Origin of the sequence: Rahnella sp. RcJ3 (genome assembly GCF_009498575.1) — a bacterium.
GTDB lineage: Bacteria > Pseudomonadota > Gammaproteobacteria > Enterobacterales > Enterobacteriaceae > Rahnella > Rahnella aceris.
Window position 1 is genome coordinate 20442 of sequence record NZ_QSNX01000030.1, and the last position, 13427, is coordinate 33868.

At 51.5% G+C, this 13427-nt stretch carries 11 protein-coding genes and 1 riboswitch; of the genes, 8 read left to right on the forward strand and 3 right to left on the reverse strand.

Annotated elements, in window-relative coordinates; genetic code table 11:
* The first annotated feature begins 36 nt into the window (after positions 1-36).
* Complete coding sequence (gene argH, locus DXU84_RS23470; RefSeq protein WP_013577569.1) at positions 37-1410, forward strand: argininosuccinate lyase; 1374 nt, start codon at positions 37-39, stop codon at positions 1408-1410.
* 54 nt (positions 1411-1464) lie between these two features.
* Here argH and DXU84_RS23475 read toward each other — a convergent pair whose 3' ends face one another.
* Positions 1465-2226, reverse strand: a complete 762-nt coding sequence (locus tag DXU84_RS23475; protein ID WP_013577568.1) for a glutathione peroxidase — start codon at positions 2224-2226, stop codon at positions 1465-1467.
* 160 nt (positions 2227-2386) lie between these two features.
* Here DXU84_RS23475 and oxyR point away from each other — a divergent pair, with 160 nt between their 5' ends.
* The gene (gene oxyR, locus DXU84_RS23480) at positions 2387-3310 is read left to right on the forward strand and encodes a DNA-binding transcriptional regulator OxyR (protein ID WP_013577567.1); all 924 of its coding nucleotides are present in this window, start codon (positions 2387-2389) and stop codon (positions 3308-3310) included.
* Here oxyR and sthA read toward each other — a convergent pair.
* A complete protein-coding gene (gene sthA / locus DXU84_RS23485; protein WP_013577566.1) occupies positions 3293-4693 on the reverse strand; it encodes a Si-specific NAD(P)(+) transhydrogenase in 1401 nt (466 codons plus the stop codon). The two genes, oxyR and sthA, sit on opposite strands and share 18 nt — an antisense overlap.
* A 212-nt stretch (positions 4694-4905) precedes the next feature.
* Here sthA and fabR point away from each other — a divergent pair, with 212 nt between their 5' ends.
* The 4 genes from fabR (at position 4906) to DXU84_RS23505 (ending at position 8944) form a co-directional block, all read left to right on the forward strand.
* Complete coding sequence (gene fabR, locus DXU84_RS23490) at positions 4906-5586, forward strand: HTH-type transcriptional repressor FabR (protein ID WP_013577565.1); 681 nt, start codon at positions 4906-4908, stop codon at positions 5584-5586.
* A complete protein-coding gene (locus DXU84_RS23495) occupies positions 5561-5920 on the forward strand; it encodes a YijD family membrane protein (protein ID WP_013577564.1) in 360 nt (119 codons plus the stop codon). The genes fabR and DXU84_RS23495 overlap by 26 nt, the downstream gene beginning before the upstream one ends.
* 273 nt (positions 5921-6193) lie before the next feature.
* Entirely contained in the window at positions 6194-7780 is a 1587-nt protein-coding gene (locus tag DXU84_RS23500; protein ID WP_013577562.1) for an MFS transporter, read from the forward strand.
* Positions 7781-7804: 24 nt separating this feature from the next.
* Complete coding sequence (locus tag DXU84_RS23505; RefSeq protein WP_112152604.1) at positions 7805-8944, forward strand: glycoside hydrolase family 105 protein; 1140 nt, start codon at positions 7805-7807, stop codon at positions 8942-8944.
* Positions 8945-9014: 70 nt separating this feature from the next.
* Here the strand turns inward: DXU84_RS23505 and trmA are convergent, their stop codons facing one another.
* Positions 9015-10115: a tRNA (uridine(54)-C5)-methyltransferase TrmA gene (gene trmA, locus DXU84_RS23510; protein ID WP_131638545.1), complete on the reverse strand. Its 1101-nt coding sequence runs from the start codon at positions 10113-10115 to the stop codon at positions 9015-9017.
* A gap of 141 nt (positions 10116-10256) precedes the next feature.
* Positions 10257-10531, forward strand: a riboswitch (cobalamin riboswitch).
* A gap of 70 nt (positions 10532-10601) precedes the next feature.
* Here trmA and btuB point away from each other — a divergent pair.
* Together btuB and murI are read left to right on the forward strand one after the other, a co-directional pair.
* Positions 10602-12479: a TonB-dependent vitamin B12 receptor BtuB gene (gene btuB / locus DXU84_RS23515; RefSeq protein ID WP_013577559.1), complete on the forward strand. Its 1878-nt coding sequence runs from the start codon at positions 10602-10604 to the stop codon at positions 12477-12479.
* Positions 12424-13305, forward strand: coding sequence for a glutamate racemase (gene murI, locus DXU84_RS23520; protein WP_013577558.1), 882 nt, complete (start codon positions 12424-12426; stop codon positions 13303-13305). Before btuB ends, murI begins: the two co-directional genes overlap by 56 nt.
* Positions 13306-13427 lie beyond the last annotated feature (122 nt).

Genomic DNA, 13427 nt, shown 5'->3' on the forward strand with positions numbered 1-13427 from the left:
TGCGCCCTTTTGCATAAAAAATTCAGGAGCAGGAAAATGGCACTTTGGGGCGGACGTTTTACTCAGGCAGCGGATCAGCGGTTTAAAGAACTCAATGACTCACTGCGTTTCGATTACCGGCTGGCAGAGCAGGACATCGTGGGCTCAGTAGCCTGGTCCAAAGCGCTGGTGACCGTCAACGTATTAACCGCTGACGAGCAAATCCAGCTGGAAGAGGCGCTGACCGTGCTGCTGGAAGAAGTCCGTGCCAATCCCCGCGCTATTTTAGCCAGCGACGCCGAAGATATTCATAGCTGGGTCGAAGGTAAACTGATCGACAAAGTCGGTAATCTTGGCAAGAAACTGCATACCGGCCGCAGCCGTAACGATCAGGTCGCGACCGACATCAAACTGTGGTGTAAAGCGCAGGTGGTTGAACTGGGCGATGCATTGCATCATTTACAGCAGGCGCTGGTCGCCACCGCCGAAGCCAATCAGGACGCGGTGATGCCGGGTTACACCCATCTGCAGCGCGCTCAGCCGGTGACCTTTGCGCACTGGTGCATGGCGTATGTTGAAATGCTGGCGCGTGACGAAAGCCGTCTGAAAGATACCCTGACCCGTCTGGACGTCAGCCCGCTGGGCTGTGGTGCACTGGCCGGTACGGCATATCCGATGGATCGCGAACAGCTGGCGGGCTGGTTAGGTTTTGCTTCTGCGACCCGTAACAGCCTCGACAGCGTTTCTGACCGTGACCATGTTCTTGAACTGCTGTCCAACGCGGCCATCAGTATGGTTCACCTTTCCCGTTTTGCCGAAGACCTGATCTTCTTTAACACCGGCGAAGCGGCGTTTATTGATTTGTCCGATCGCGTAACGTCAGGTTCCTCCCTGATGCCGCAGAAGAAAAACCCGGATGCGCTGGAGCTGATCCGCGGCAAATGTGGCCGCGTACAAGGCGCACTGACTGGCATGATGATGACCATGAAGGGCCTGCCGCTGGCGTACAACAAAGACATGCAGGAAGACAAAGAAGGACTGTTCGATGCGCTCGACACCTGGATGGATTGCCTGAATATGGCGTCGCTGGTGCTGGACGGCATTCAGGTGAAACGCCCGCGTGCGAAAGAAGCTGCACAGCAAGGCTACGCTAATTCCACCGAACTGGCAGACTATCTGGTTGCCAAAGGCGTGCCGTTCCGCGAAGCACACCATATTGTGGGTGAAGCGGTGGTCGAAGCGATTAATCAGGGGAAGGCGCTGGAAGAATTGCCGCTGGCTGATTTGCAGAAATTCAGCAATGTGATTGGCGATGACGTTTACGCGATCCTTGAACTGCAATCCTGTCTCGACAAACGTGCCGCCAAAGGTGGCGTTTCTCCGCAGCAGGTCGCGCAGGCGATTGCCGATGCGAAAGCGCGTTTAGCGTAAAATAAAAAAGGCGGACCGAAGTCCGCCTGATTTTACTGTTTGGTTTCCCGACGCTTATTGTGCGACTTCGCACAACGCTTCTGTTTCTGAATGGAGGTAAACCTCCAGGTCGTCACTTCCCCCAATGTGGCGTCCACCGATAAAGACTTGCGGCACTGTCGCCCGCCCTGTCACGGCGCGCAGACTGACGGTGGTCGCGTCTTTACCTAATACAATTTCTTCGTACTGAATGCCGCGTTCCTGCAACATTTGTTTGGCTTTCGCACAGAACGGACAGCCCGGTTTGGTGAATACGGACACGGATTCTTGTACTTTAAATTCTGGTGCCAGATATTTGAGCATGGTGTCTGCATCAGACACTTCAAACGGGTCACCCGGTTTGTTTGGCTCAACGAACATTTTCTCGACTACACCATTGCGCACCAGCATGGAATAACGCCATGAACGCGGGCCGAAGCCTAAATCCGCTTTCTCAACCAGCATGTCCATGCCTTTGGTGAATTCACCGTTACCGTCCGGAATGAAAGTGATGTTGGACGCGTTTTGTTCGGCTTTCCAGGCGTTCATCACGAAGGTGTCATTCACGGAAACGCACAGAATGCTGTCGACGCCGTGGTTTTTAAAGACCGGAGCCAGTTCGTTGTAACGTGGAAGATGGCTTGAAGAGCAGGTCGGGGTGAAGGCTCCCGGTAATGAAAACACAATCACTGTTTTATTTTTAAACAGCTGCTCGCTGCTGAGATCTACCCACTGGTCGCCCTGTCGGGTGTGAAAAGTAACGTGCGGTACGTGTTTCCCTTCCTGGCTTGCAAACATGAATAACCTCTTAATTAATCAATAAAATACAAAATATTTTCGGCATTGCCGTTTCGCTGGGAGGCATTATTCACAATAATGGTTGATAGATATAATCGTTGATTGCTATCTTATCTATCGTTAACAGCTATCTCATTGCCTTTTAGGGACTGGAGGAAAAATGAACATTCGCGATCTAGAGTATCTGGTGGCGCTGGCGGAGTTCCGTCACTTTCGCCGCGCAGCAGATTCATGCCATGTCAGTCAGCCGACGTTAAGCGGTCAGATTCGTAAACTGGAAGATGAACTTGGCGTTATGTTGCTTGAAAGAACCAGCCGCAAAGTGTTGTTTACACAAGCCGGTTTGTTGCTGGTGGATCAGGCGCGCACGGTGTTACGTGAAGTGAAAGTTCTGAAAGAGATGGCAAGCCAACAGGGTGAAGCGATGTCCGGGCCGATGCATATCGGGCTGATCCCGACCGTCGGGCCTTATTTGCTGCCCCAGATTATTCCTTCGCTGCACAAAACCTTCCCGAAGCTGGAAATGTATCTGCACGAAGCGCAAACCCATCAGTTACTGGCTCAACTGGACAGCGGAAAACTCGACTGTGCCATTCTGGCGCTGGTGAAAGAGAGCGAAGCGTTTATTGAAGTGCCGCTGTTTGATGAGCCGATGAGGCTGGCGATCTACGACGATCATCCATGGGCATCTCGCGATCGTGTGGCGATGGCAGATCTGGCCGGTGAAAAACTGCTGATGCTGGAAGACGGGCACTGCCTGCGTGATCAGGCGCTCGGTTTCTGCTTCCAGGCAGGTGCGGATGAAGATACCCATTTCCGGGCAACCAGTCTGGAAACGCTGCGTAATATGGTGGCAGCGGGAAGCGGGATTACCTTGCTGCCATCACTGGCTGTGCCCAATGAGCGCAGCCGTGACGGCGTGACGTATCTGATGTGTGACAAACCGGAACCACGACGCACAATCGCGCTGGTATATCGTCCCGGTTCGCCACTGCGCGGGCGTTACGAGCAGCTGGCGGAAGCCATCAAAGAGCACATGCAGCCTTACATGGACCGAACCGCAGTCTTAAAACAGGCGGTTTAAGCCGTTCAGTGCCGCAACGCGATAGGCCTCTGCCATGGTCGGATAGTTGAAGGTGGTATTAACGAAATACTCGATAGTATTCCCTTCACCTTTCTGTTCCATGATGGCCTGACCGATGTGAATAATCTCGGCGGCGCGTTCACCAAAGCAGTGAATTCCCAGAATTTCTTTGGTCTCACGGTGGAACAGGAGCTTCAGACTACCCACGTTCATGCCTGCAATTTGTGCGCGTGCCAGATGTTTAAACTGTGCGCGGCCCACTTCGTAGGGCACTTTCATCGCTGTCAGTTCCTGTTCGGTTTTACCCACGGAACTGATTTCAGGAATGGTGTAAATACCCGTCGGAATGTTTTCTATAAGGTGGACTTTCGCTTCGCCCTGAATCATGGCCTGCGCGGCGATACGTCCCTGATCGTAAGCCGCTGATGCCAGGCTTGGATAGCCAATGACGTCACCGACCGCATAAATATGCGACAGCGCAGTCTGATACATGCTGTTCACTTTCAGCAGCCCACGGCTGTCAGCTTCCAGACCAATGTTCTCCAGACCCAGTTTATCGGTGTTACCTGTGCGCCCGTTGGCATACAGCAGTGCATCAGCTTTCACTTTTTTACCGGATTTAAGATGCATGATCACACCGTCTTCCACGCCTTCGATCATCTCGAACTCTTCGTTGTGGCGGATAACCACACCGTTATTCCAGAAGTGATAGGACAGGGCGTCTGACATTTCCTGATCGAGGAAAGACAACAAGCGGTCACGGGTGTTGATTAAGTCCACTTTGACGTTCAGACCGCGGAAGATCGACGCATATTCGCAGCCGATTACACCCGCTCCGTAGATAATCACGTGGCGTGGCTCATGGCTCAGTTCAAGAATGAGATCGCTGTCGTAAATCCGCGGATGGCCAAAATCGACATTGGCTGGCCGGTAAGGACGGGAGCCGCAGGCAATCACGATGTTATCAGCGGTAATTTGTTCGTGTGTGTTATCGGCATAGCGGATGCTGATGGTGTTGGCATCCACAAAACTGGCATCTCCGGAAAACAGCTGGCATTGGTTTCTCTCATAGAAACCCTGGCGCATACGTGTTTGCTGATTAATAACCGAATCGGCGTGACGCAGGATGTCCGGGAAACTCGAACTCATAGTGCGGGAGTTATCACTGTAGAGCGGGTTTTGGTTAAATTCGATGATTCTGCTGACGGCGTGGCGTAATGCTTTGGAAGGGATGGTTCCCCAGTGAGTACATCCGCCACCGACGTTGTTATAGCGTTCGATGACAGCAACCCGGGCGCCTTGTTTAACCAGTCCCATCGCGGCGCCTTCTCCGCCAGGGCCTGAGCCAATGATGATGGCATCAAAATGTGAGTGCTGTGGCATGGTTCGAAACCTATTTTTATACAAAATCACAACGAGAAAGTAACATATTACACCTATTTACCCCACATGCAGTTGTCATTTAATGGTAATGCAGCAACATTCTGACCCACTTTATGCTGTTGTATCTTTGGCTCCGGCCGTTAAAATTTTTGGTATAGTGAAGCGATATCGGGCGAATAATCAAAAAGAAGAATACTATCCGGATGAAGGTTATGGGCGTAAGAGCACAACAAAAAGAGCGCACGCGCCGCTCGCTGATTGAGGCGGCTTTTAGCCAGCTTAGTGCCGAGCGTAGCTTTGCCAGTCTGAGTCTGCGTGAGGTTTCCCGCGAGGCAGGCATTGCGCCAACCTCCTTTTACCGGCACTTTCGCGATGTGGATGAACTGGGTCTGACAATGGTTGATGAAAGTGGTCTGATGCTGCGTCAGCTGATGCGCCAGGCACGCCAGCGCATTGCGAAAGGGGGCAGCGTGATCCGCACATCCGTCTCCACGTTTATGGAATTCATCGGTAACAATCCCAACGCATTCCGCCTGTTGTTGCGTGAACGCTCCGGTACGTCATCGGCATTTCGTGCCGCCGTCGCCCGTGAAATTCAGCATTTTATTGCGGAACTTGCCGACTATCTGCAACTCGAAAACCATATGCCGCGCAGTTTTACTGAAGCGCAGGCTGAAGCCATGGTGATCATCGTTTTCAACGCCGGGGCGGAAGCGCTGGATGTGGATATTGCACAGCGACGCCAGCTGGAGGAACGCCTGGTGTTGCAGCTGCGGATGATTTCCAAAGGCGCATATTACTGGTATCGCCGTCAGCAGGAACGGACGGCTGTGACCCCCCTCACTAATATGACCCGAGGTAAAGAAGATGACCGAACAACCGAACCAGGATAATGGCACTCTGGTTTTGGCTTTGATTGCCGGGCTATCAATTAATGGCACTTTCGATGCGTTATTCAGTTCTGTCGTAACGTTTTCGATCTTCCCGATCATTTCTCTGGTGTTAGCGGTGTATTGCCTGCACGTTCGTTACCACCGCGGTGAAATGCCGAAAGGGTTACCGGTTCTGGCCGCAGCCTGCTTCCTGCTGGGTCTGTTACTGTACAGCACCATCGTGCGCGCAGAATACCCTGAACTGGGCTCAAACTTCCTGCCGTCGCTGATTTGTGTGGCACTGATCTTCTGGATAGGTCTGAAGCTGAAAAAACGTAAGTCTTCCGCTCAGTAGTCCTTCCTCATAAGTAAAAGAGGCAATCTGCGGATTGCCTTTTTTTATATCCAGCCATTTAATGAACTGTCATTTCATTAATATCAAACCTATGTTCAATATTTAGAGATTGATCGCCCACTTCTTCATTTCTTTGCCATAAAGTCCGTTTGAGTGGCAAAAACCAAAAGGTTTTCATTCCTGCTCCTCGTTAATTTGAATCATGGCCGGACGAAGTATTTTCGTTCGCATTCAGCCTACGCCTATAGGTGATTTAACAGAGGCAACACGGCAATGAAAACACGTAAAATCGGATTCTTTAATTACATCGCTTACGGGTCAGGCGATTTTCTCGGGGCGGGAACGACAGCTCTGACTGCGGCGTGGCTACTCTATTTTTACACCACGTTTTGCGGTCTTTCGCCCATTGAAGCGACCTTTATTTTTGCCACCGCGCGCGTAGCCGATGCGGTGCTGAGCCCGCTGATGGGGTATCTCACTGATAATTTCGGCAACACCTGGCTCGGCAAGCGTTTTGGCCGCCGCAAGTTCTTCATCCTGCTCGGTATTCCTTGTGTGTTTAGCTACAGCTTCATGTGGGTGGGAGACATGGGATATGTCTATTATCTGCTGACCTATCTGCTGTTCGATATCGTCTACACCATGATTCTGGTGCCGTATGAAACACTGGTGCCGGAAATGACCGATGATTTCAAACAGAAAACTAAATTTTCCGGCGCCCGTATCGCTCTGGCACAGTTGTCAGCGATTCTGGCGGCCTTCCTGCCGGGGATTCTGTTGCAGCATTTCGGCAAAGATAATGCCATTTCCTTCTTCTATTCGAGCCTGGTCTTTGCGGTAATTTGCGCATTCGTTCTGACACTGGTGTATTTCTTTACCTGGGAAAGACCGGAAGAGCTCAAATCTGAAGCCACGAAGAAAATTGAGCGCGAACGTCAGCAACTGACGCTGGCGCAGAGCCTGAAACGTCTGAAAGTGGAATTATCCTCGACGCTGCGCATCAAGATTTTCCGTCAACATCTGGGGTTATACCTTGGCGGGTATATCGCGCAGGACGTGTTTAATGCCGTCTTCACCTATTACGTCGTGTTCGTGCTGATGCAAAGTGCTGCAATTGCCTCCAACCTGATGGGCATGATGGCCATCCTGCAATTCGTGGCGGTAATTGGCATGATCCCGCTGTGTATCCGCTTTGGTCCTGCACCATCTTATCGTCTGGCTGTTTCCCTGTTCGGGCTGGCCGCTATCTCGTACGGCGTGCTGTATTACACCGGTATGAATGATTCGATGTCATTACTGCTGCTGATTTCCGCGCTGGCCGGTCTTGGCCGTGGCGGGATCAACTACGTGCCGTGGAATATCTACACCTATATCGCTGACGTTGATGAAACCATTACCGGTCAGCGCCGCGAAGGGATTTTCGCCGGCGTGATGACGCTGACCCGCAAAGCATCACAGGCCGGTGCGGTGATGCTGGTAGGGATTATCTTGCAACTTGCCGGGTTCGTTTCCGGGCAAAGTCAGCAGGTTCCGGCAGTCGGTCATACCATTCTTGGTGTACTGGTGATCGGGTCATTGCTGATGCTCAGTATCGGTTTCACCATCTCCCTGTTCTTCCGTCTTAATCAGAAAACGCACGGTGTGCTGACCCGCGAAACGCAGAAAATGCGTGATGCTAACCGTATCGTACCGGAGCAAATTACGCCGGAAGACCGGGCTACGGTCGAAATGCTGACAGGAATGAAATACGAATCTCTGTGGGGCAATAACAACATCGGTTATCTGCATCGCAATAACCCGCCTCCCGAAAAGCTGACCCGTGAAAATACCGCTGAAATGCCGGTCCAGGGACGTTTATAAATTTTGAATTCACAGGAGAACGCCATGAAAGTTTTTGAAGTTAAACACAGTGCCTTGCTGCGACAGCCGGAACATTTCATTTCTCGCGGGGAACTGAAATCGCTGATCCACAACGTGACCAACAATCTGGTGAATATCGAAGATAAAACCGGTGAATTCCTGCTGCGGTTGGACGATGGCCGCGTGATTGATACCAAAGGCTGGGCAGGCTGGGAATGGACGCACGGTATCGGACTTTACGGGATTTATCAGTATTATCAGCAGACTGGTGACGAAAAAATGCGTGCGGTGATCGACGACTGGTTTACCGCGCGTCTGGCGGAAGGCACGCCGACCAAAAACGTCAATACCATGAGCCCGTTCCTGACGCTGGCTTATCGTTATGAGGAAACCGGCAATGCGGCATGGCGCCCTTATCTGGAGCGCTGGGCGGAATGGGTAATGTACGAAATGCCGCGCACTGATAAAGGCGCGATGCAGCACATCGTTTATAACAACGAAAATCACCAGCAAATGTGGGATGACACGCTGATGATGAGCGTGTTGCCCCTGGCGAAAATAGGCAAGCTGCTGGACCGTCCGGAGTTTGTCGAAGAAGCGACGTATCAGTTCCTGATGCATGTGCAGTATCTGATGGATCGCGAAACCGGTCTGTGGTTCCACGGCTGGACGTTCGACGGACATCATAACTTTGCGCAGGCCCGCTGGGCGCGTGGCAACAGCTGGCTGACCATCGCGATCCCGGAATTCCTCGAACTGGTGGATTTACCGGAAAATAACGCCACCCGTCGCTATTTATTGCAGGTGCTGGAAAGTCAGGTCAGTGCGCTGGCGAAATGTCAGGATGACAGCGGTTTATGGCATACGCTGCTTGATGACCCGCAATCTTATCTTGAGAGCTCAGCGACCGCCGGTTTCGCCTATGGCATTCTGAAAGCCGTGCGTAAACGTTATATCGATGCGTCTTATGCGCCGGTGGCGGAGAAAGCCATTCAGGGGGTGATCAAACACATCAACCCGGCAGGGGAGCTGACGCAAACATCATTCGGAACGGCGATGGGGAATGATCTCGATTTCTATCGTGAAATCGCGCTGACCTCGATGCCTTACGGACAGGCAATGGCGATCCTGTGTCTGTCAGAATATCTGCGGGTTTATCTGTAGTATTGCGGATAACGGACTGAAGTAAAAACGGGCACTCAAAAGGTGCCCGTTTTTGTTTTTTCATCCGCTGTCAGATTTTTTCCAGCAGCACGCCAGATTCCATATGGTGCGTATACGGGAACTGATCAAACAACGCCAGACGTGTCACGCGGTGCGTCTTGCTCAGTGTTTCCAGATTCCCGCACAGTGTTTCCGGATTGCAGGAGATATAAAGAATACGGTCGTAGCCTGCCACCATCTTCACTGTTTCGTCATCCAGTCCGCTGCGCGGCGGGTCGACAAAAATGGTGTTGCATTCATACCCGCTTAAATCAATATCCTGCAAACGGCGGAATTCGCGTACGCCATTCAGCGCCTGTGTGAAATCTTCGGCCGCCATGCGGATAATCTGCACGTTATCAATATGGTTCGCCGCAATGTTGAATTGCGCGGCTGTGACGGAAGGTTTGGCGATTTCTGTCGCCAGAACGCGGCGGAAGTTGCGTGCCAGAGCCAGCGAGAAGTTGCCGTTACCACAGTAAAGTTCCAGCAAATCGCCGGTCGAGTTTTCCGTGGCCTTCAGCGCCCATTCCAGCATCTGAATGTTCATCTCAGCGTTTGGCTGGGTGAAACTGTTTTCCACCTGACGGTAAATCATATCGCGGCCCGCCACCGGAAGGACTTCGTCGACATAATCCTGATCGAGCATGATTTTAGTTTTGGCTGCACGGCCAATCAGCTGGATGTCAAACCCGTCAGCGCGCAACTGGTCGCGCAAGGCGGTAGCAGCCTGCTGCCATTCGTCATCAAGCTTACGATGGTAAAGCAGCGAGGCAATGATTTTGCCACTGCGGGTCGACAGATAGTCGATCTGGAAGATCTTGCGGCGCAATGCCGGATCTTGTTTGATGGCCGCAATAAGCTTAGGCATCAGGCGGTTAATCAGTTCGCTGGCGGTCGGGAACTGGTCCACACGCACACGGGCTTTGGTCTGCTGATCAAACATGATGTGGTACAGGTCGCCTTCATCGTGCCAGACACGGAATTCGGCGCGCATACGATAATGGCTGACAGGAGAACGGAAAACGTCAGGCTGCGGCGCATTATAAGGCGACATCATCGCCGTGAGACGTGCGGTCTTTTCCGCCAACTGGTCGTCATAGTGTTCAATGGGCAGGTTTTCAGGCGTCATCGGTTATCTCGTCTAACAGGAAGTAAATGAACAAACTTTGCGGGGGATTGTAGGGAAAGTCACTCCTATGTCCACCTTTGTTACATTTCTTCCGGTAAAACATACCTGACGTTACGGATGTCTGGATTTCCAAATGGGTTGATCGTAGGATTGCGCTTCGGCCTCATTGACTGAGTTAAAAGGGAATCCGGTGTGAATCCGGAACTGGCGCGCAGCGGTATGGGGAAATCACGGCGATAGCATTCTTTATTATGCAGACACTGTTTCTTCTTTCTCTTTCCCTCTTTATATAAAGACAAGAGAGAAGAGGAGATGGGAAGTCATCGCCCGGTGCGGGTATTTTTAATTAATTACGACGTAATTAATTAGCCTGCAAATCCTAAGTCCGAAGACCTGCCGATGTTACGTCGCATTAATCATCGTCGTCGCGAAATACCGTCGGTGATCCTCTGCGGCATCCGCCAATTAAGTTTGGATGCTCGATTCATGACAATTAAAAAGCATGTGCTGCTGACGGCATTATCTGTCACGGCTTTTTCAGGGTGGGCGCAAGACAGCACTTCCACAAACAGTGGCGATGATCTGGTTGTTACCGCGAACCGTTTTCCACAGCCCGTTTCCTCAGTACTCGCGCCGACGGATATCGTCACGCGCGCAGATATCGACCGGTGGCAGTCAAAATCTGTGGCTGATGTTTTGCGTCGTTTACCGGGCGTGGATATTGCCCAGAACGGTGGAATGGGCCAGCAGACCTCATTATTTGTTCGCGGAACGAATGCCAGCCACACATTGGTGCTGATGGATGGTGTGCGTCTTAACCAGGCAGGTATTTCCGGCGCGGTGGATATCAGCCAGATTCCCATTTCTCTGGTTCAGCGTATTGAGTTTATTCGTGGCCCACGCTCGGCAGTTTATGGCTCCGATGCCATTGGGGGCGTGGTTAACATCATTACCACGCGTGATAAATTAGGCACGACATTGACAGCCGGTATCGGTTCAAACGGCTATCAGGCTTATGACGGCTCAACGCAGCAGAAACTCGGTGAGAATACTGTTCTGACGGTAGCGGGGAACTATACCTATACAAAAGGTACCGATGTGGTGGCGAATCTGCCGGATAATTACGGTGATCCGCGTCAACCCGATCGTGATGGCTTCATGAGTAAGACGCTCTGGGCAGGTCTTGAGCATCAGTTCAACGACCAGTTCAGCGGTTTTGCCCGCGCATACGGTTTTGATAACCGCACGGCCTATGACGGAACATACAGTTACGCAGATCCGGCACACAGTGATGCGCTGCCTGACACACGCCAGTTGTACAGCCGGACTTACGATACCGGGTTGCGCTTCCAGCAAGGGATCTATTCGACGCAAATCAGCGGAAGCTATAGCAATACTAAAGACTACAATTATGACCCGAAATACGGTCCTTATTCCGCTTCTGCAACGCTGGACGATTCAGATCAATACAACCTGCAATGGGGAAACACTTTCCAGGTAGGGCAGGGAACCCTCAGCGCTGGCGCTGACTGGCAGAAACTCAGTACTCAGCCAGGCACCAACTATATTACCGATGGCTATACCCAACGAAACACGGGGGTGTACGCGACAGCTCAGCAAAAAGTGAGCGATTTTACTTTTGAAGGCGCAGTGCGTAATGACGATAATTCACAGTTTGGTTCGCATGGCACCTGGCAAAGTAGTGCTGCCTGGGAGTTTATTGACGGCTACCGTTTGATTGCGTCTTACGGAACAGCGTTTAAAGCGCCTAATCTGGGACAGTTATATGGCAGTTTTGGCGGTAATGCCGATCTTAAGCCTGAAGAAAGTAAAGAATGGGAAGGTGGGCTGGAAGGCCTGACCGGACCATTGAACTGGCGTTTGTCTGCTTATCGTAATGACATCGATCAGATGATCAGTTACGACAATCAGCAATTCGGTTATTACAATATCGATAAGGCAACAATTAAGGGTGTTGAATGGACCGGGTCTTTCGATACGGGTCCGTTGAGGCATCAGGTCACATTGGAATATTTGGATCCCCGCAATGCTGAGACCAACGAGATTTTATTACGCCGTGCTAAACAACAGGCGAAATATCAGCTCGACTGGACTGTGGCTGATTTTGACTGGTCGCTCAATTATCAGTATTTGGGTGAACGATACGATAAGAATTACAACACCAATGAAAATGTACGCCTGGGTGGTGTGAGTCTTTGGGATCTTGCTGTGTCATATCCGGTAACGTCACATCTGACGGTTCGTGGTAGAATTGCCAACCTCTTTGATAAAGATTACGAGACGGTTTATGGCTACGAAACACCAGGACGTGAGTACAACCTTACTGGAAGCTATACCTTCTGATACAACACAAGTTCCTGACCGCCCGACGGTGCTGGTTTTCGATTCTGGCGTCGGCGGGTTGTCGGTTTATGATGAGGTCCGGCAGATGTTGCCGGACCTGCACTATATATATGCCTTCGATAATGTGGCTTTCCCCTACGGCGAGAAATCCGAAGAGTTTATCGTTGAGCGCGTGGTGGAGATTGTCACCGCTGTTGCGAAACGCCATCCCCTTTCTATTATTGTCATCGCCTGCAACACTGCGAGCACCGTTTCTCTCCCCGCATTACGCGCCAAATTTAGTTGTCCTGTTGTCGGGGTTGTCCCGGCAATCAAACCTGCAGCTAAATTAACGCGTAATGGTGTGGTCGGATTGCTGGCGACCCGTGCGACAGTTCAGCGTCCTTATACGCATGATCTGGTCGCACGCTTTGCGACGGATTGTCAGATTCTGATGCTGGGTTCGGCGGAACTGGTAGAACTTGCGGAAGCGAAGCTGCATGGTGAAGAGGTTTCGTTAGCGGCGTTGAAGAAAATCCTGCATCCTTGGTTGCGTTTACGTGAACCGCCAGACACGGTGGTCTTAGGTTGCACGCATTTCCCGTTGCTTTCGCAAGAGCTGTCACAGGTTTTGCCTGATGGTACGCGTATGATCGACTCGGGTTCTGCGATTGCGAGGCGTGCGCATTGGTTAATTGAAACTTCTCATGTGCCAATTCCTGAAAGAAAAGCCGATGTGGAAATCGAGTGTGTCGCCTACTGCATGGCGATGACTGCAGAGGCGCAAAGTTTGCTGCCTGTTTTACAGGCATATGGCTTCAGAAGTATCCAGGAATTGCCGCTTTAAACATCATTTGATGAAAGATTCAGCGGTCGGTAAATTATTTGTATTTTAGGGGTTGCGGCCTTCTGAGAACTCCCTATAATGCGCCTCCACTGACCGGGAACAACGACTGACAAGTCGCCCGG